The sequence below is a fragment of the Pseudomonas aeruginosa genome (assembly GCF_001457615.1).
In the GTDB taxonomy this organism is placed as follows: domain Bacteria; phylum Pseudomonadota; class Gammaproteobacteria; order Pseudomonadales; family Pseudomonadaceae; genus Pseudomonas; species Pseudomonas aeruginosa.
Map to the genome: position 1 here is coordinate 4076216 of NZ_LN831024.1, position 17891 is coordinate 4094106.

The window sequence follows — 17891 nt, forward strand, 5'->3', positions numbered from 1 at the left end:
GAGTCCGTTGTGCGGCACCGACCGCGTGCTCAGGAGCGACGCCCGAGCAGGAAGCCGGCGAGCAGGCCCACCGCGGTGGTGATGGCCACGGTCTGCCAGGGATTGGCGCCGATATAGCTTTCCGTCGCATCCACCGCGTGGCGGCTGCGTTCGGCCACGGCGCTACCGCCCTTGCCGAGGGCATCGTTGGCCTTCTCCAGCAGCGCGCCGATCCGCGCACGGGCGCTATCGGCCTTGTCGCCGGCGAAGGCGGCGCTGTCGGCGAGCATGCTGTTGGCTTCGGAGAGCAGTTCCTGCAGCTCGCTGTAGCTCTGGTGCTGAATCTGCTCGAGGTTGTCTTTCACTGCGTTCTTGCGTGCCATCGAAGAGGCTCCCTGAAAAATGACTTGCAAAGGAGTTGATAGGCGCCGCAGTGAAAAAGTTCAGAGGAAATCGCCGGGAAGAACCGGCGCCCAGGCAGTGAGCGCCGGCTTCCATGGCCTGCCTGCCGTCAGAACGCGTAGATCGCCGAAAGAATCGCCGTGCGACCGTCGCCATACTCGATGGCCGAGGAGCGCGACTGGTTGCCGTACACCTGGCGCACCCGCTCGACGTAGGCCTTGTCGAACAGGTTGTCGAGGTTGAGTTGCAGTTTCAGGTCGCGCGTCGCCTGGTAGCCGAGCATCATGTTGTGCACCCAGTAGGCATCCAGCTTGCCGTTGTCCACCGAGGTGACGTTGCGCTGGCTGACGTAGCGTGCGCCATAGCCCAGGGTCACGCCCTCGGGCAGTTCGTAGGTGCTCCAGAGGCTCAACGAGCGCGGCGGGGTATTGCCCAGGGCCTGTCCCTCACGCTGCGGGTTGCTGGATTTCAGGGTTTCGCTGTCGAGGTAGGTGTAGGTGGCGAAGAGGTCCCAGTGCTCGTTCAGCTTGCCGCTGGCGCTCAGCTCCAGGCCACGCACGCGCTGTTCGCCGGCAAGCACGTAGCTGCCGTCGGCCAGGCGTTCGCGAGCGTCTTCCTTCTTCACCTGGAACAGCGCCGCGTCCAGCTCCAGGCGCCGTCCGAGGAACTCCCACTTGGTGCCCAGCTCGTAGGTACTGTTCTTCTCCGGCGCCAGGCCTCCGGTCGCCTCGGTCACGCCCGAGCCGGTAGTGACCAGGTGTTCCGCCGAGGGGTTGAAGGAGGTGCCGTAGGAGAAGTACAGCCGCCCGTTCTCCAGCGGCTTGAATACCAGCCCCGCCCGAGTGCTCAGCTTGCCGTCGGAACTGTCGGCGCGCACCGTCGGCTTGCCTGAGGGCGTGCTCCGCGAGGTGCCGTCGATCCAGTCGTAGCGCAGGCCCAGGCTGAGGTCCCAGCGCTCGTCCAGGGCGATGGTGTCGAAGGCGTACAGCGCCTTGACCTCCAGTTCGGTCCGGTTGCGCGCGCTGTCGCGCTTGTCGGTGGGGCCGTTCCAGTAGCCCGGCGGGTTGTGCAGGTCGAAGCCGTTGGCCGGGTAGAACTTGCCCAGGTTGTAGGAGTAGGTGGTGCGGTCGTAGGTCTCGCGGGACAGCTCGAAGCCGCCGATCAGCGTATGCGCCAGGCCGAAGGTATCGAAGCGGCCGGTGAGGTTGGTCTGGTTGATCCACATCCGCGTCTTCGAATCGCGCCCGTAGGCTTGCGGTCCCGCCGGCAGGTAGCGACCCGGCGGCAGGCCCTTCTGGTTGACGTGGGAGGCGGAGATCACCGTGTCCCGATGCAGGTGGGAATAGCGGATGAGGTTCTGCAACTGGAAGTCGTCGCTGAAATCGTGTTCGAGCTTGAGGGTGGCGACGTCGTTGTCGATCCGTTCCTCGTCCAGGTTGCGCCAGCCGAAATAATCGTGGCGGCTGACGCCGTCCAGCTTGCGCCCGTTCAGCGCCGGCACGCCATAGTCGGGAAGGTTGTCGTCGCGCTGGTGGAAGTAGCTCAGGGTCAGGCGGGTCGGGGTGTCCAGGCCGAAGGTCAGGGATGGCGCGATGCCCCAGCGCTGCTTGTCGATCTGTTCGCGCCCGGCGACGTCGTTGTGGTGGGCCATGAGGTTGAGGCGGAAGGCGGTCGATTCGCCAAGCCCTTCCAGCGGCTGGTTGGTGTCCAGGGTCAGGCGCCGGTAGCGGTCCGTGCCCAACCCGGCGCCCAGGTGGGTGAAGGCTTCGGCCTTGGGCTGCTTGCTGACCATGTTGATGCTGCCGCCGCTGGTGCCGGCGCCGCCGAACACCGAGTTCGGTCCCTTGATCACTTCCACCGCCTCCAGGTTGAACAGGTCGCTGCGGCTGGTCTGGGCGCTGTCGCGCAGCCCGTCCACCTGCATGTTGGCGTTGGCGCTGAAGCCGCGGATGTTGATGCTGTCGCCGGAACCGCCGCCGCCCTCGCCGGCGTTGAAGGTGATGCCGGAGACGTTGGACAGCACCTGGCGCAGGCTCAGGGCGTTCTGCTCCTGGATCACCTTTTGCGGCACCACCGTGACGGTCTGCGGGGTATCCAGCAGCGGCACGGCGTACTTGGCCGAGGCCGAGCGTTCGACCCTGGACGAGGCCTGCTCGCCGGTGACCGTGTCGGCTCCCAGTTCCAGGGGATCGTCCTTGCGCGCCGCGTCCTCGGCCAGGGCCGGCGAGGAGCAGGCGGCCATCAGCAGCATCAGCGGCGCCAGCGGGCGTTTGGTGGGCAAGGGGGACGGCTCGTTGCGACGATCCATGAAGTACTCCATCTTGGTTATTGAGAATCATTGGCATTTGATTGATGGAGGGTTTTTTCCACAAGCCGGACAGCTCCGAAAAAGCTCCCGGAAAAATCTGATAACCAACGGCAGAGTCCCGGAACAGAGGGCTCGCCGCGCGGCCCTTCTGCCAGGCGGCGACCGCATCCCTGCCATCGCGCAGACAAAAAAAAGCCCCGCCAATCGACCGGCGGGGCTTTCCCTAAAGCGTGTCGCCTCAGAACAGCGAGGCGACCAGATGAGTGGCGGGCGCCACCTGGAAGTCGATGGACATCATCACGCTCAGCGCGGTGATGGCGACGATGGAGAAGGCGAACAGCTTGCGCGCCCAGACCCGGTCGTCGGCGGTCCAGTAGCCGGTCAGGGCGATGGCCAGCCACCACAGGCTCACCGCCACCGCCACCAGCAGGTAGCCGTAGCCGGCGTAGCCGCCCAGGCACAAGGCGAGGGTCGCCGCCATGAAAGCGAGGATGTAGAGCACGATGTGGATCTTGGTCACCGCGATGCCGCGCGCCACCGGCAGCACCGGGATGCCGGCCGCCTCGTAGTCCTTCAGGCGGAAGATGGCGATGGCATAGGAGTGCGGCATCTGCCACAGGCAGAAGATCGCCAGCAGCGAGGCGGCTCCGGCGTCGAACTGGCCGCTCACCGCGCAGTAGCCGACCACCGGCGGCATCGCCCCGGAGAGGCTGCCGACCAGCGTGCCGTACTGCGAACGACGCTTGAACCACAGGCTGTACAGGCCGACGTAGACGAAGTAGCCGAAGCCGGCCAGCGCGGTGGTCAGCGGGTTGGTCCACCACCACAGCAGGCCGAAGCCGGCGACCCCGAGGACCAGGCCGTGGGCCAGGGCAGCCTTCAGCGAGATCTGCCCGGTCACGGTGACCCGCCCGCGGGTCCGCTCCATGTGCCGGTCGATGTCGCGGTCGATGCAGTTGTTCAGCACGCACCCACTGGCGACCACCAGCGACAGGCCGATGACCGTGGCCAGCAACAGCATCGGCTCGACGCTGCCGCGGGCGGCGAGGAAGTATCCCCCCGCCACCGCGATCAGGTTGCCGAAGATGATTCCCGGCTTGGCCACCAGGAGATAGCGTTTCAGCTTCACGTCATGGCCCTCAGGGCATCGGCATCATCAGCATGTCGGCGCTGAAGATGATCCACAGCGAGAGACCGACCACCAGCAGGATGACGATCACCGTGAAGATGAACGCCATCACGTTCCAGCGCCCTTCCGACGACATGTTCATGTGCAGGAAGCAGATCAGGTGCACCACCACCTGCACCAGGCCGAGGACGACCATGGTGAGGATGGTCGCGTGGCGCGAGAAGCCGCCGTCCATGACCATGTAGAACGGGATCGCGGTGAGGATCACCGAGAGCACGAAGCCGATCGCGTAGGAACCCAGGCTGCCGTGGCCGGCGCCGTGGTTGTCGTGTGCAGCGCTGCTCATTACAGGGCCCCCATCAGGTAGACGACGGTGAAGACGCAGATCCAGACGATGTCGAGGAAGTGCCAGAACAGGCTCAGGCACATCATCCGGGTGTTGTTCTGCGCGGTGAGGCCGCGGGTCCAGATCTGCGCCATCAGCACCAGCATCCACAGCAGACCGGCGCTGACGTGCAGGCCGTGCATGCCGACCAGGGTGAAGAAGGACGACAGGAAGGCGCTTCGGCTCGGGCCGAAACCTTCGGCGATCAGGTGGTGGAACTCGTTGATCTCCATCCCGATGAACGCGGCGCCGAGCAGGAAGGTGACCCCGAGCCAGGCGATCGCCTGGCCCTTGGCGCCCTTGTGCGCAGAGAGCATGGCCAGGCCGTAGGTGCAGCTGGAAACCAGCAGGATGGCGGTTTCCACCAGCACGTAGGGCAGCTCGAAGATGTCCTTGCCGCTGGGGCCGCCGGCGGTGTGGTGAACCAGCACCGCGTAGGTGGCGAAGACGCTGGCGAACAGCACGCAGTCGGTCATCAGGTAGAGCCAGAAACCGAATACGGTGTTGCCGCCGCTATCGTGTGCATGATCGTGGTCGTGGCCCACTTCGTGGGCGTCGGCCAGATGCTTGTTCAATACTGCCGTCGACATGGTTCAGACCTGCTTGGCGAGTTGCTGGAAACGGGCGCTTTCGATCTTCTCGATCTCTTCGGGCTGGACGTAGTAGTCGACGTCCTGGTTGTAGCTGCGCACGATGAAGGAGCCGATCATGCCGACGAAGCCGACCGCCATGAGCCACCAGATATGCCAGATGGCGGCGAAGCCGAAGACGAAGGCGAACACGGCGATGGAGAAGCCCGCGGCGGTGTTCTTCGGCATGTGGATCGGCTGGTAGGCCGGCAGCTTGCGGTAGGCGGTGCCGGCCTTCTTCATGTCGTGGAAGGCATCCACGTCCTGTACCTTCGGCAGCTCGGCGAAGTTGTAGAACGGCGGCGGCGAGGAAGTGGCCCATTCCAGGGTGCGGCCTTCCCACGGGTCGCCATTGACGTCGGCCAGTTGCTTGCGGTTGCGGACCGAGACGAACAGCTGGATCAGTTGGCAGGCGATGCCGCAGAAGATCAGCACGGCGCCGAAGAACGCGACCACCAGGTAGGGCTTCCACAGCGGGTTGTCGTAGTGGTTCAGGCGACGGGTCATGCCCATGAAGCCGAGGATGTAGAGCGGCATGAAGGCCATGTAGAAGCCCACCAGCCAGCACCAGAAGGAGCGCTTGCCCCACTTCTCGTCGAGGGTGAAGCCGAACGCTTTCGGGAACCAGAAGGCGAAGCCGGCCAGGTAGCCGAACACCGCGCCGCCGATGATGGTGTTGTGGAAGTGGGCGATCAGGAACAGGCTGTTGTGCAGCAGGAAGTCCGCGCCCGGGATGGCCAGCAGGACGCCGGTCATGCCGCCGATGGTGAAGGTCACCATGAAGCCCAGGGTCCACAGGATCGGCGTGCTGAAGCGCAGGCGGCCCTTGTAGATGGTGAACAGCCAGTTGAACAGCTTCACCCCGGTGGGGATCGAGATCAGCATGGTGGCCACGCCGAAGAAGCCGTTGACGTCACCGCCCGAACCCATGGTGAAGAAGTGGTGCAGCCACACGGTGAAGCCGAGGAAGGTGATCGCGGCGCTGGCCCAGACCATCGATTTGTAGCCGAACATGCGCTTGCCGGCGAAGGTCGCGGTGACCTCGGAGAAGATACCGAAGGCCGGCAGGATCAGGATGTACACCTCGGGATGGCCCCAGGCCCAGAAGAGGTTGATGTACATCATGGCGTTGCCGCCGAGCTCGTTGGTGAAGAAGTGCATGTCCAGGTAGCGGTCGAGCGACAGCAGGCCCAGCGCAGCGGTGAGGATCGGGAACGAGGCGACGATCAGGATGTTGGCGAAGGTGCAGGTCCAGGTGAAGATCGGCATCTGCATCAGCTTCATGCCCGGGGCACGCATCTTGAACACGGTGACCAGGAAGTTGATCCCCGTGAGCAACGTGCCCATCCCGGATATCTGTAGCGCCCAGATGTAGTAGTCCACCCCTACCCCGGGGCTATAGGCCAGCTCCGACAGCGGCGGATAGGCCACCCAGCCGGTACGGGCGAATTCGCCCAGGCCCAGCGACACGTTGACCAGCATGGCGCTGACCACGAGCAGCCAGAAGCTCAGCGAGTTGAGGAAGGGGAACGCCACGTCGCGCGCGCCGATCTGCAGCGGCACGGCCAGGTTCATCAGGCCGGTCATGAACGGCATGGCCATGAAGATGATCATGATCACGCCATGCGCGGTGAAGATCTGGTCGTAGTGCTCCGGCGGCAGGTAGCCGTGGTTGGCGCCTTCGGCCAGGGCCAGCTGGCCGCGCATCATGATCGCGTCGGCGAAGCCGCGGACCAGCATGACCAGGGCGACGACGATGTACATCACGCCGATCTTCTTGTGGTCGACCGAGGTCAGCCACTCGGTCCACAGGTAGGTCCACTTGCGGTAGTAGGTGATCGCACCGACCACGCCGAGGCCCAGCAGGGCGACGACGGCCAGTGTGACCATGACGATGGGCTCGTGGTAAGGCACGGCCGAGAGTGTCAGTTTCCCGAACATCTGCGCTTACTCCTGGGTACTCGGTTGCATGTGCATGTCCTTCATGTCTTTCATGCCCTGCATGGCTTGCATGTCCATGTCCTGCATGTCGTGACCGGTCATGGCGGCTTCGTGCTCAGCCCCGGCGTGCTCGCCGTGCGCGGCACCCTTGGCGTCGCCGTGGTGCTCGTACTTGGTGAGGATGTGGCCGAACAGTTCCGGGCTGACCGAAGAGAAGTAGGTCGGCGGAACGTTCTCGCTCGGCTTGACCAGTTCCGGATAGGTGCCGATCGACAGGCTGGCCGGTGCCGCCTTGACCTTGGCGACCCAGTCCTGGAAGCCCTGCTCGGAGGTGGCGATGGCCTTGAAGCGCATGCCGGAGAAACCGCCGCCGCTGTAGTTCGCGGAGATACCGTCGAATACGCCTTCTTCGTTGGCGATCAGGTGCAGCTTGGTCATCATCCCGGCCATCGAGTAGATCTGGCTGCCCAGCTGCGGGATGAAGAACGAGTTCATCACCGAATCCGAGGTGATCTGGAAATTCACCGGGGTGTCTTTCGGGAAGGCGATCTCGTTGACCGTGGCGATACCCTGCTCCGGGTAGATGAACAACCACTTCCAGTCCAGCGAAACGGCCTGGATGGTGACCGGCTTGACCTCGGAGTCCAGCGGACGGTACGGGTCGAGCTTGTGGGTGCTTTCCCAGGTGATCCAGCCGAGGATCGCGATGATCACGCAGGGCACCAGCCAGACCACCGCCTCGATGCGGTTGGAGTGGTGCCAGTCCGGCTTGTACTCGGCCTGGGTGTTCGAGGCGCGGTACTTCCAGGCGAACGCCAGGGTCATCACGATCACCGGGATGACCACGATCAGCATCAGCAGGGTCGCGGTAATGATCAGGGTGCGCTCGTCCATGCCCACCTGCCCTTTCGGGTTGAACAGGGTCATGTCGCAGCCGCCGAGCAGCAGCGCGGGCGCCAGGGAAAGCCATTTCAATGCGGCAAACGGGTTTGCTTTGGTCATCTTCCGGCCTTAATCGATGGAAGGAGCGAGTGGTCGCTCATGGATGTCTCCTTGCAAGGCTTGTGGCGGAGACCGCTGGCTTCAGCCAGTTCCAGACATGCAGTCGCCGCCGGGGTACGGAACGGCCATTGCCCGGCCACGGGAGAAGGCAAGCGGATACCTTTCCCGATTCCGGTGGCGGACTCGTTCCACGCGCTGAGTCGTTCCTTGATGAACAGCGTTTTCGAAGCTGTGCCGGAAGAGGCCAAGGGCGGCCAAGGCACGTGCATGCCTGGGCGAGAAGGATTGCCCTTCCCGCCGGGTGATCAGGTCGCAGTTATCGGTCGGCTATTTGTTGTGCAACAGGCAAGGCAGGAACCCATTTATCGCGATGCGGAGCAGAGACTCGCGCGACGCTCGTTGGACCGAAACTGAGCGTCAGTTATTACAATTCATTTCAGCTGAGGAGCCTATGACACATCTTGCAATAGACTTTCTCAAACATAGATAAAGTAGGGCTTTTACCTGCCTGCGACAGGTTGTCGCAGGCCATACCCTAGCACAACAGTTGGAATACGCGAATATTCTTCGCTTCGAGCAGCATAACGCAAGGAAATCGCCCCCACGCCAGCATCGTGACCCGAGAGTCAGTGTCTATCGGCCTACAACTGTACCCCTGCCGTTCGTCCAGATGCGCCAACTGTATCCGCCGCCGGGCCGGCGCTAACGCGCAGGCGCCAGAGCAGCGCGGCGGCCAGCAGGGCGCTGGCTCCGGCCACCAGCATAGCCAGACGGAAGCCCTCGGCCAGCGCGGCCGGCAGCTCGGCGTCGAGCCCCGCCAGGGAACCAGGCAAGCGATGGGCCGTGATCGCCTGGGTGGCGAGCCGTTGCGCATCGGCAATCCCCAGCTCCTCCAGCCGATCGCCCAGGACGACGATCGCCCGCCCGCTCAGCAGCGCTCCCAGCAACGCGATGCCGACGGCCATGCCGGCCTGGCGCAGGGTATTCATGGTCGCCGAGGCCATCCCGGAACGCTCGCGGGCCACGCTCGCCATGACCGCCAGACCGGTGCCGGGAACGGCCAGGCCCATGCCCAGGCCGAGCGCCACCAGCAACAGGCCGACCCAGGGATACGCGGTTCCCGTACCGCAAGCGGCCAGCGCCAGCATGGCCAGGCCGATCACCAGGTAGCCCAGCACCAGCAGGCGTCGCAGCGGTACGTGCCGCTGCAACCGGCCGAACAGCATGGACAGTGCGCCCATGGCGAGGAACTGCGGCGCCAGGTAGAAGCCGGCCTGCTGCGCCGAGGCACCCTGCACCTGCTGGAAGAACAGGGAGAGGAAGAACAGGCTGGCGTAGCCGGAAAAACCGAGGACGAACGAGGCCAGGTTGCAGACGGCGAACCCGGCCTGGCGGAACAACCCCAGGGGCAGCAGCGGTCGGGCGGTCCGCCGCTCGACGAAGAGGAAGCCAAGCAGGCCGACCCCGGCCAGGAGCAGCGCCGGCCAGGCCGTGGGAGACAACCAGCCGCCCTCTCCCGCGGCGATCAGGGCGTAGGTCAACGCTCCCAGCCAGACCACGCTGAGCAACTGCCCCAGGGGATCGAAGGCGGCGTGCTCGGGGTGCGCGGTTTCCTCGATGCCCCACAGGCCCAGGGCGAGCGCCAGCAGGCCGAGCGGCAGGTTGATCAGGAAGATGCTCTGCCAGCCGGCGTGCTCCACCAGCAGGCCGCCGAGCAGCGGGCCGAGGATCAGCGACAGCGCGCTGAAGGAGGTCCAGCCGCCGATCACCTGGGCGCGCTGGCCGGGATCGTGGAAAGCCTGGGTAAGGATCGACAGCGCGCCGGGTATCAACAGCGCCCCGGCGATGCCCTGGACCGCGCGTCCGAACAGCAGCAGCGGCAGCGAGGTGGCCAGCGCGCAGAGCAGCGAACCGAAGCTGAACAGGCCGACCCCGAGCAGCCAGGTGAGCTTGCGACCGTAGCGGTCGCTCAGCGGTCCGGAAGACAGCATGAAGGCGCTCAGGCACAGCGCATAGGCGTCGACCACCCACTGCAGGCCGGCCAGGTCGGTATCCAGGGCGTACTGCAGCGTCGGCAGGGCGAGGTTGACGATGCTGATGTCGAGCGAGGCGATGAAGGTTCCCAGGTAAATGGCGGCGACCAGGGCGACACGACGCGAAGGGTTCATGGAGTACTCCGATGAGAGGGCGCTGGCCCAGGAATAATCCATTGACCGACGGTCAGTCAATAAATATCGCGAAATATTCTCATCTTCCTGTCATGCCTCGTCTTCCCCTCCACGCTCTTTTACACTGCGGCCAACCCAACCACCGGACCCGCGCTCCATGCCCGATCGCCACGCCGAACAGCCTGCCCGCCAACCGCGCACCAAGCCTGCGGAGGTTCGTCTCGAGGAACTGATGGCGGCGGCGCAGCAACTGTTCCTAGACAAGGGTGTGGACGCCACCACCATCAGCGACATCGTCGCTGCCGCGGGGGTCGCCAAGGGTACCTTCTATCACTACTTCCAAGCCAAGACCGACATCCTCCTGGCCCTGCGCGAGCGCTTCACCCAGGCTTTCCAGCAGCGCATCGCGAATGCCGTCGAGGCCTGTCCGGCGAACGACCATCCCGGCCGCCTGCGCGCCTGGACCGAGAGCGGCCTGGCGGGCTACCTGGAGGGCTACCGGCTGCACGATGTGGTCTACAGCGAGCACCATCACCACCAGCGCGGCAACCAGGAGCGCGACCGCGTGCTGGAGCAATTGGCGGAGCTACTGGAGAACGGCGCGGCGGCCGGCGCCTGGCCGCTGCGCAACCCACGGCTGAACGCCCTGCTGCTCTACTCCGGGCTGCATGGCGCCGCCGACGACGCCATCGCCGGCGGCCGCCTGGATACCCAGCCGCTGGCCGGCGAACTCGCCGATGCCTTCCTGCGCCTGCTCGGTGCCAGCGACTGAGGCAGGCTCAGCCGCAGAAGGTTTCCTGCAGGTGGCGCCAGTACAGCCGCCCTTCGTCGTCACGGTGCAGGACTACGGTGGACAGGCGCTCGCTGCGACCCGCCGCGTCGGACTGGATTTCCCGATAGGCCAGGGTCGCGCCATCCACGCCTGAAGCCAGCAGACTCTCGCCGTCGATCTCGATGCGCAGCCCAGGACGGGTGCCGCCCTTGCTGCGGAACAGCTCGCCCAGAGCAGTCTTGTCCAGGACCACGCCATGCGGCGTGACCATCGAGAAGTCCTCGGCGAAACGCGCCATCAACGCATCCAGCGCGTCAGCCCGTGAGTCGCCGGCCAGCCAGTCGCGGATCGCCACGTGGGCATGGTGGATTTCCCGGCGGTAGGCACAAGTCATGGTGTAGCTCCTTTCAGGTCTGGACCAGGGCGCGAACCCCGGCGGAATCGATACGCCTCACCCACGGCAGAGGCAATAGCGTGAAAGCGGCGGCGAACAGGAAGCAGTGGACGAAGGCCGCGGGGTCGGCCCGCGCCTGCAACAGGTTGAGCAACCCACCGAGCACGGCCATGCCCAGGCAGAACGCCAGCTGCCGATTGATGTTCCACAAGGCGCTGGCATGGCCCATGCGCGCCGCCGGGACGTCGAGCAAGGCCATGCCCTGTGCCGCGCTGCTACACAGGCTGCCGCCGAATCCCATGGTCGCGTAGGCCCCCGCCAGTTGCCAGAAGCCGCTCCCCTCCCCGCTTCGAGCCAGCCACAGCAGGCCGCCGGCCTGTATCGCCATGCCCGCCAGCAGCAAGGATTTCGGCCCCCAGCGATTGAAGCGTCGCCGGGTCAGGCCGATGGCCAGGCCGGCCGCCAGCGCCCAGGGCAGCATCAGCGCACCGGCACGGCTCGCGCTGAGGCCGAGGGGGCCTTGCAGATAGAGCATGGCGACCAGGTTGGCGCCCATGAAGGCTCCCGGCACGCAGAGATAGACCAGCATCGCCGTACGCAGCAATGGCGCCTCCAGCAAGCCAAGGTCGAGCAGCGCGTCGGTACGAGCGCGCCCGTCACGCCAGTAGCAGCAGCCCAGCACGCAGGCCAGCAGCGCCAGGAGCAGGCCACGCCCGCCGCCGCCGGGCGATCCCAGCCAGGCGAGCGCCACCAGCAGCGTGGCCAGCGCCGCCGAGCCGAGCAGCAGGCCGCGCAGGTCCAGGCGCTGCGCCGCATGCTTGTGCCTGGGCAGCCAGCGCATCGCCAGGGCCAGCACCAGCAGCGCCGGCGCCACGCTGGCGAAGAAGATCCCACGCCAGGACAGGCTGTCCACCAGCCAGCCGCCGAGGGCAGGCGCCACGGCGGGAACGATCAGCGCCACCAGCATCACCCGTGCGGTCAGGCCGGCCCGTGCCGACGCCGGGACATTCCGATAGGCCATGGCCTGGCCGAGGGGGATCAGTAACCCGCCGGCCAACCCCTGGCACAGGCGCCAGACGATCAACGTCGCCGCCGATCCAGCCAGGCCGCAACCCAGCGAAGCGCTGGCGAAACCGGCCAGTGCCAGCAGCATCAGTCGCCGTTCTCCCAGGCGCGAAGCGAGCCAGACGCTCAACGGAATCACCAGGGTCAAGCCGAGCAGGTAGGTGTTGCCGATCCACGCCAGGGTCGCCACCGAAGCGCCAAGGGAACGCCCGATGTCCGGGTAGGCGACGCTGGCGATGAAGATGTTCACCAGGTCCAGGGCGAACCCCAGCAGGTACAAAGTGGCCAGGCGGGACGGTTGATTCATGGGCGCTCCGGAGGTTTGCCGGGGAGCATAGCGAGGCGCTCGCGCTATCTGGAGAGGCTAATCGCGCATAGACTGTCAAATCGAATTTGACAATAGGGACGCCTTCCATGGTCAGCCTCGACCGCTTCGAAACCTTTCGCGCCGTGGTCGACTGCGGTTCCCTCAGCGCCGCCGCCGACACCCTCGGCCAGACGCGTGCGGTAGTCAGCTTCAACCTCAAGCGGCTGGAGGCCGAGCTGGGCGTTTCTCTGCTCAGCCGCAGCACCCGGCGGATGGCCCTGACCGATGCTGGCGAACGCTTCTACCAGCGCTGCGTGAAGGTGCTCGACGAGGCGCGCCTGGCCATCGACGACGCCCGCGCCGAGCATGGCGAACTGCGTGGCAGCCTGCGCGTCACCACCACCCAGGAATACGGCCTGCGCCAACTGGTGCCGGCCCTGCAGGCATTCGCCCGGCTGCACCCGGCGTTGCAGGTACAATTGTCGACCTCATCGCTGCATGCCGACCTGATTGGCGAACGCTTCGACGTCGCCATCCGCCTGGGGCGCCTGGAGGACTCCACCCACCATGCGGTGCAACTGGCCAGCTTCGAGGTCCTGGCGGTGGCCAGCCCGGCCTGCCTGGCGGCGCTCGGCGAACCGCCGCCGACCGACCTGGAGAGTCTGGAGCGCCTGCAGAATCTCGGTCACAGCCGGCTGGCGGACTCCCTGCCCTGGCAAGTACGCGCCCCCGACGGCGCCCTGCGCAGCTACCGCGGACCGCGCCATCCCATGCTGCTGGCCGACAACGCCGCGGCCCTGCGCGCCTTTGCCCTCGACGGCCTGGGTATCGCCGTGCTGCCGGACTGGCTGGTGCAGGCCGACTTGCGCTGCGGCGCGCTGCAACGCCTGCTGGCGGACCACGGGTTTCCGCTCCAGGGCGTGCATGCCGTTTATCCGCCGACCCGCCACTTGCCGTCGAAGGTCCGCGCGTTCATCGACTTCCTCAAGACTCGCCTGGGGCACCCGGACGCCGGTTAGAAAACCGAGGCCGCCGCGATTGCCCGCGGCGGCCTCGGCACAGACGTGGCTCAGTTACCCTGCGGCATCTCGCCGCGCGCCAGGCGCGCATTGATGTCGCGGACCACCGCTGGCAGCTCGGCGATGGTCTCGATCAGGTAGTGCGGACGCGAACCTTCGAACATCTGTTCGATACGCGTCCGCTCGCGCTCCAGTTCGGCCGCCGGCAGCGCCTTGTACTGCTCGTAGGTGAGGCCCAGGGCATTGCCCGAGCAGGTCAGCGCCACCGTCCACATCCCGGCGCGGCGCCCTTCGAGGATACCCGGCCAGGTGTCGTCGACCTTCACGCAGGCCGCCACATCGTCGATCCCCAGGGCGATCACGTTGGCCAGCGCCTGGGCCGGCCATGGCCGGCCGTTGGGCACTTCATCGGTAGCCACCACGTGGTCGGCGACGTAACCGTTGGTCTCGGCCAGGGCTACCACCTTCTCCATCACCACCGCCGGGTAACCGGAACAGGAACCGATCTTCAGGCCCATCCCGCGGAGTTCGGCGATCGCCTGCAGGGCGCCGGGGATCACCGCCGAATGTTCGGCGATCTTTTCGATCTGCAGCGGCATGAAGCGCTCGTAGATGGCGGTGACATCGTCGTCGCTGGGCAGGCGGCCGAAGACGGCGCGGTAGCGCTCGGCGATCGCCGGGATGTCGCAGAGGGTGCGGATGTGGTCCCACTTGCCCATTCCCATCGGACCGCGCGCTTCCTCCAGGCTGACCTGGACGCCGAATTCGGCGAAGGCCTCGACGAAGATCTGGGTCGGCGCGAAGGAGCCGAAATCGACCACGGTTCCCGCCCAGTCGAGGATGACGGCCTGGAGGGTGGCTGGCTGGTTGTAATTCATTGTCGTGAACCCTTTTCTGCTCGTTGTCGTTCAGTTCAGATCTCGAGGACTTCCAGTTCGCGCAGCGCCTCGCCGATGGCGGCGACCGCCTGCCGCATCTCCGCGGCGTCGACGTGGCCGATGCAGCCGACGCGGAAGGTTTCCACCTGGGTCAACTTGCCCGGATAGAGGATGAAGCCCTTCTCCCGCACGCGTTGGTAGAAGTCGGCGAAGCGGTAGCGCGGATCGCGCGGCGCGTGGAAGGTAACGATGATCGGCGCCTGGATTTCCGCCGGCAGGAAGCTGCGGAAACCGAGCCGGGCCATCTCGCCGAGCAGCGTTTCGCAATTGCTCGCGTAGCGCCGCTGGCGCGCCGGCAGGCCGCCCTCCTCTTCGTACTGGCTGAGCGCTTCGTGCAAGGCGGCGACCACATGGGTCGGCGGGGTGAAGCGCCATTGCCCGGTCTTGCGCATGTAGGCGTGCTGGTCCTGCAGGTCCATGGCCAGGGAGTGGCAGTTGCCGGCGCTGGCTTCCAGGGCGGCGCTGCGGGCGAAGACGAAGCCCATCCCCGGGACGCCCTCCAGGCACTTGCCGGAGGCGGCGATCAGGGCGTCGAACGGGACTGTCCGGGCATCGATCCCGATCGCCCCGAAGGAACTCATGGCATCGACGATCAGGCGCTTGCCGTGACGCTCGACGACCTTGGCGATGGCCTCCAGCGGATTGAGGATGCCGGTACTGGTCTCGCAGTGGATCAGCGCCACATGGCTGATCGCCGGATCGGCGGCCAGCAGGCGCTCGACATCAGCGGCGGTGGTCGGCACGTTCTCTTCGGTCTCGAAGGTGCTGAAGGGCCGTTGCAGGACCTCGCAGATCTTCGCCAGGCGCTTGCCGTAGGCACCGTTGATCAACACCAGGACCTTGCCGTCGCGCGGCACCAGGGTGCCGATCGCCGCTTCCACGGCGAAGGTGCCGCTGCCCTGCAACGGTACGCAGGTGTGGCTGCCTTCGCCGCCTACGATCTTCAGCAGGCGCTGGCAGACGCTGGCGGTGAGTTCGTTGAAATCGCTGTCCCAGGAGCCCCAGTCGACCATCATCGCCCGACGGGTACGGTAGGAGGTGGTCAGCGGACCGGGGGTCAGCAGGATGGGTGCGCGTTCGGCAGTGCTCATGCTCATTTCCTCTGCGGGAATCGGCCAAAGAAACCGGATCGGGCTTCGCGGTCCGGGCGGTCGTTCCGCGCCGGGGTTCCAGGGAAGCCTGGAGACATAAGGTGAGCGCCGCGCTACTATCGTTCAAATTGTTTGTTCCGATGCCAGCCATAAGCCACGCCGATACCATGAATCTCTTCCAGCTCCGCGCCTTCGACGCCGTCGCCCGCGAAGGCAGTTTCACCCGCGCCGCCGAGCGCCTGTGCATCAGCCAACCGGCGGTGACCGGACACGTCAAGGCACTCGAGGAGCACTACCAGGTCACCCTGTTCCGGCGCACCGCCCGGCGCATCGAACTGACCGAGGAGGGCTCGCGCCTGGTGGCGATCACGCGCACCCTGTTCGCCCTGGAGGAAGAAGCCGAGGCCCTGCTCGACGCCAATCGACAATTGGTCTCCGGCCGCCTCGAAGTCGCCGCCGACGGCCCGCACCTGGTGATGCCGATGCTCGCCCGGCTGCGCGCGAGCTATCCGGGAATCACCGTCAACCTGCGTCTGGGCAACGCCCAGGAGACCCTCGCGGCGCTGCTCAGCGAACACGTCGACGTCGCCGTGCTGACCGAGGTCGAGGCGCGTCCCGGGCTGTTCCTGGAGGAGTTGGTGAATTCGCACATCTGCGCCCTGTTGCCTCGCCAGCATCCCTGGTGCGAACGCAACGAAGGCGTACCGCTGGAAGAGCTCGACCAGCAGATCATGGTGCTGCGCGAACCCGGTTCGATCACCCGCCGCACCTTCGACCGCGCCTGTGCCGAGCAGGGCGTGCAGCCGCGGGTGCTGCTGGAGCTGGACAGCCGGGAAGCGGTGACCGAAGCGGTGGCCGCCGAACTGGGCGTCGGCGTGGTGTCTTCCCTGGAGGTCGGCAACGATCCGCGGGTTCGCGCGGTGCCGCTGGTCGGTCCCGAGCTGACCAACCGCCACCTGATCGGCTGCCTGGAGAAGCGCCGCGGCCTACGGGTGATCAGGGCATTCCTGGAACTGGCGGCGGCCTGAGTCGCGCCTCAGCTCCAGTGACGCTCGCGGGTGCGGCGGTCTTCGCCGAAGCCGAACAGCGAGGCCAGCGAATACACGATCAGCTCGGCGATCCAGGCGACCAGCAAGGCGCAGCCCAGGCCCCAGGCGATCACCTCGGGCTTGAGCAGGACCTGGTAGCTGTAGCTGGCATAGGTTTCCATCAGCAACTCATGGTTCGGTGCGCGCAGCATGTGCCAGGCGCGGGCGTACCAGGGACCCTGCATGGCCTGCCACTCAGCGTCGAGCATGCGCGCGCGACGCATCAGGCGGTCGAGGTTCTCGCCGTCGCGCTGGAACACCGGATCGCTGTTGCTGCGGTAATGCCTGACCAGTTCCTCCAGGCTACCGTTGAAGAACTGCCCGGCGGTCTGCTGGAAGCCCTGGATGTTCTGCGCGGCCTCCAGGCGATGGGCGTCGACGCGCTTGGCGTAGTCGTCGATGAAACCGGGCACCTGCACCCCGAGCAGCAGGCCCAGGGTGAACAGCAGCAGTCTCAGGTAACTGCGGAACATGCGCTCTCCTCGTTCACGGCGGCGATTCAGACCCGCCCCTTGGCCAACACCTCGCCGCCCCACCAGAGGACCCACTCGCCGCTCTGCTGCAAGGTCCAGTTCTCGTTGTCGGTGAGCGGCTCGGTGGCGATCACCGTGACCACGTCGTCCGGCGTGGTTTCCGCATGGAAGTCCACGGTCAGGTCGGCATCCTTCAACCGCGCCGGGCCGAACGGCGCGCGGCGGGTAATGTAGGCGAGTTTGCTGGAGCAGAAGGTGAACAGCCAGTCGCCGTCGCTGATCAGGGCATTGAACACACCTTTCTTGCGATATTCGTCACAGGCCGAGATCAGCACCGGCAACAGCACCTCCACCGGCACCGGCTCGGGGAAAGCCCGGCGCACGCGGTTCAGCAGGTCGCAGAAGGCCGCCTCGCTGTCGGTCTCGCCGACCGGGCGGTAGAAACCGGGCTTGGGCTGGAAGTCGGCCAGTTGGCCATTGTGCGCGAAGGTCCAGTAGCGCCCACCGAGTTCGCGGATGAAGGGGTGGGTGTTGCTCAGCCCGACCTTGCCGACGTTGGCCTGGCGGATGTGCCCGATGACCGTCTCGCTCTTGATCGGGAAGCGCTGCACCAGCCGCGCCACCTCCGAATCGACGCTCGCCAGCGGGTCCTGGAACAGCCGCACGCCGCGTCCTTCGTAGAAGGCGATGCCCCAACCGTCGCGGTGCGGGCCGGTACCGCCGCCGCGCTGCATCAGTCCGGTGAAGCTGAAGACGATGTCCGTCGGGACGTTGGCGCTCATGCCCAATAGTTCACACATG

General features: G+C 66.0%; 17 protein-coding genes. 3 read left to right on the forward strand and 14 right to left on the reverse strand.

Going from position 1 to position 17891, the window contains the following annotated elements; genetic code table 11:
- Window positions 1-29: 29 nt before the first annotated feature.
- From AT700_RS18615 to AT700_RS18650, 8 genes are all read right to left on the reverse strand, one after another.
- Window positions 30-362, reverse strand: a complete 333-nt coding sequence (locus tag AT700_RS18615; RefSeq protein ID WP_003082731.1) for a DUF883 family protein — start codon at window positions 360-362, stop codon at window positions 30-32.
- Window positions 363-490: 128 nt separating this feature from the next.
- Window positions 491-2689 (reverse strand): TonB-dependent receptor, encoded by a 2199-nt coding sequence (locus AT700_RS18620; protein ID WP_031687287.1) that lies wholly within the window; start codon window positions 2687-2689, stop codon window positions 491-493.
- A 238-nt stretch (window positions 2690-2927) separates the two neighbouring features.
- Window positions 2928-3818: a heme o synthase gene (gene cyoE / locus AT700_RS18625; protein ID WP_019371985.1), complete on the reverse strand. Its 891-nt coding sequence runs from the start codon at window positions 3816-3818 to the stop codon at window positions 2928-2930.
- 10 nt (window positions 3819-3828) lie between these two features.
- Entirely contained in the window at window positions 3829-4164 is a 336-nt protein-coding gene (gene cyoD, locus AT700_RS18630; RefSeq protein ID WP_003109258.1) for a cytochrome o ubiquinol oxidase subunit IV, read from the reverse strand.
- Window positions 4164-4793, reverse strand: coding sequence for a cytochrome o ubiquinol oxidase subunit III (gene cyoC, locus AT700_RS18635; RefSeq protein WP_003086858.1), 630 nt, complete (start codon window positions 4791-4793; stop codon window positions 4164-4166). The genes cyoD and cyoC overlap by 1 nt, the downstream gene beginning before the upstream one ends.
- Before the next feature lie 3 nt (window positions 4794-4796).
- Window positions 4797-6773 (reverse strand): cytochrome o ubiquinol oxidase subunit I, encoded by a 1977-nt coding sequence (gene cyoB / locus AT700_RS18640; RefSeq protein WP_003082705.1) that lies wholly within the window; start codon window positions 6771-6773, stop codon window positions 4797-4799.
- Between the two features lie 6 nt (window positions 6774-6779).
- Window positions 6780-7775 (reverse strand): ubiquinol oxidase subunit II, encoded by a 996-nt coding sequence (cyoA, locus tag AT700_RS18645; protein ID WP_003082702.1) that lies wholly within the window; start codon window positions 7773-7775, stop codon window positions 6780-6782.
- Window positions 7776-8416: 641 nt separating this feature from the next.
- A complete protein-coding gene (locus AT700_RS18650; RefSeq protein WP_033981161.1) occupies window positions 8417-9943 on the reverse strand; it encodes an MFS transporter in 1527 nt (508 codons plus the stop codon).
- A gap of 157 nt (window positions 9944-10100) precedes the next feature.
- Between AT700_RS18650 and AT700_RS18655 the strand changes: the two genes are divergently transcribed.
- The gene (locus tag AT700_RS18655; protein ID WP_003082696.1) at window positions 10101-10715 is read left to right on the forward strand and encodes a TetR/AcrR family transcriptional regulator; all 615 of its coding nucleotides are present in this window, start codon (window positions 10101-10103) and stop codon (window positions 10713-10715) included.
- Between the two features lie 7 nt (window positions 10716-10722).
- Here the strand turns inward: AT700_RS18655 and AT700_RS18660 are convergent, their stop codons facing one another.
- Together AT700_RS18660 and AT700_RS18665 are read right to left on the reverse strand one after the other, a co-directional pair.
- Window positions 10723-11109: a DUF4440 domain-containing protein gene (locus tag AT700_RS18660; RefSeq protein WP_003082694.1), complete on the reverse strand. Its 387-nt coding sequence runs from the start codon at window positions 11107-11109 to the stop codon at window positions 10723-10725.
- Between the two features lie 13 nt (window positions 11110-11122).
- Entirely contained in the window at window positions 11123-12481 is a 1359-nt protein-coding gene (locus tag AT700_RS18665; protein ID WP_003082692.1) for an MDR family MFS transporter, read from the reverse strand.
- A 107-nt stretch (window positions 12482-12588) separates the two neighbouring features.
- Here AT700_RS18665 and AT700_RS18670 point away from each other — a divergent pair, with 107 nt between their 5' ends.
- Window positions 12589-13500 (forward strand): LysR family transcriptional regulator, encoded by a 912-nt coding sequence (locus AT700_RS18670; protein ID WP_003082689.1) that lies wholly within the window; start codon window positions 12589-12591, stop codon window positions 13498-13500.
- A gap of 50 nt (window positions 13501-13550) precedes the next feature.
- On the opposite strand, the gene phnX is transcribed toward AT700_RS18670, so the two are convergent.
- Window positions 13551-14378, reverse strand: coding sequence for a phosphonoacetaldehyde hydrolase (phnX, locus tag AT700_RS18675; protein WP_048521200.1), 828 nt, complete (start codon window positions 14376-14378; stop codon window positions 13551-13553).
- Between the two features lie 35 nt (window positions 14379-14413).
- The gene (gene phnW, locus AT700_RS18680) at window positions 14414-15529 is read right to left on the reverse strand and encodes a 2-aminoethylphosphonate--pyruvate transaminase (RefSeq protein WP_015503246.1); all 1116 of its coding nucleotides are present in this window, start codon (window positions 15527-15529) and stop codon (window positions 14414-14416) included.
- Between the two features lie 167 nt (window positions 15530-15696).
- Here phnW and AT700_RS18685 point away from each other — a divergent pair, with 167 nt between their 5' ends.
- Window positions 15697-16557: a LysR substrate-binding domain-containing protein gene (locus tag AT700_RS18685; RefSeq protein ID WP_048521201.1), complete on the forward strand. Its 861-nt coding sequence runs from the start codon at window positions 15697-15699 to the stop codon at window positions 16555-16557.
- An 8-nt stretch (window positions 16558-16565) separates the two neighbouring features.
- On the opposite strand, the gene AT700_RS18690 is transcribed toward AT700_RS18685, so the two are convergent.
- Together AT700_RS18690 and AT700_RS18695 are read right to left on the reverse strand one after the other, a co-directional pair.
- Window positions 16566-17090 (reverse strand): DUF2937 family protein, encoded by a 525-nt coding sequence (locus AT700_RS18690; protein ID WP_003082681.1) that lies wholly within the window; start codon window positions 17088-17090, stop codon window positions 16566-16568.
- A 26-nt stretch (window positions 17091-17116) separates the two neighbouring features.
- Entirely contained in the window at window positions 17117-17890 is a 774-nt protein-coding gene (locus tag AT700_RS18695) for a class II glutamine amidotransferase (protein WP_003082680.1), read from the reverse strand.
- Window position 17891: the final 1 nt, after the last annotated feature.

Coding starts and splice junctions, on each gene's coding strand:
- AT700_RS18615 (WP_003082731.1), bottom strand. CDS start 362: ATGGCACGCAAGAACGCAGTGAAAGACAACCTCGAGCAGATTCAGCAC.
- AT700_RS18620 (WP_031687287.1), bottom strand. CDS start 2,689: ATGGATCGTCGCAACGAGCCGTCCCCCTTGCCCACCAAACGCCCGCTG.
- cyoD (WP_003109258.1), bottom strand. CDS start 4,164: ATGAGCAGCGCTGCACACGACAACCACGGCGCCGGCCACGGCAGCCTG.
- cyoC (WP_003086858.1), bottom strand. CDS start 4,793: ATGTCGACGGCAGTATTGAACAAGCATCTGGCCGACGCCCACGAAGTG.
- cyoB (WP_003082705.1), bottom strand. CDS start 6,773: ATGTTCGGGAAACTGACACTCTCGGCCGTGCCTTACCACGAGCCCATC.
- cyoA (WP_003082702.1), bottom strand. CDS start 7,775: ATGACCAAAGCAAACCCGTTTGCCGCATTGAAATGGCTTTCCCTGGCG.
- AT700_RS18650 (WP_033981161.1), bottom strand. CDS start 9,943: ATGAACCCTTCGCGTCGTGTCGCCCTGGTCGCCGCCATTTACCTGGGA.
- AT700_RS18655 (WP_003082696.1), top strand. CDS start 10,101: ATGCCCGATCGCCACGCCGAACAGCCTGCCCGCCAACCGCGCACCAAG.
- AT700_RS18660 (WP_003082694.1), bottom strand. CDS start 11,109: ATGACTTGTGCCTACCGCCGGGAAATCCACCATGCCCACGTGGCGATC.
- AT700_RS18665 (WP_003082692.1), bottom strand. CDS start 12,481: ATGAATCAACCGTCCCGCCTGGCCACTTTGTACCTGCTGGGGTTCGCC.
- AT700_RS18670 (WP_003082689.1), top strand. CDS start 12,589: ATGGTCAGCCTCGACCGCTTCGAAACCTTTCGCGCCGTGGTCGACTGC.
- phnX (WP_048521200.1), bottom strand. CDS start 14,378: ATGAATTACAACCAGCCAGCCACCCTCCAGGCCGTCATCCTCGACTGG.
- phnW (WP_015503246.1), bottom strand. CDS start 15,529: ATGAGCACTGCCGAACGCGCACCCATCCTGCTGACCCCCGGTCCGCTG.
- AT700_RS18685 (WP_048521201.1), top strand. CDS start 15,697: ATGAATCTCTTCCAGCTCCGCGCCTTCGACGCCGTCGCCCGCGAAGGC.
- AT700_RS18690 (WP_003082681.1), bottom strand. CDS start 17,090: ATGTTCCGCAGTTACCTGAGACTGCTGCTGTTCACCCTGGGCCTGCTG.
- AT700_RS18695 (WP_003082680.1), bottom strand. CDS start 17,890: ATGTGTGAACTATTGGGCATGAGCGCCAACGTCCCGACGGACATCGTC.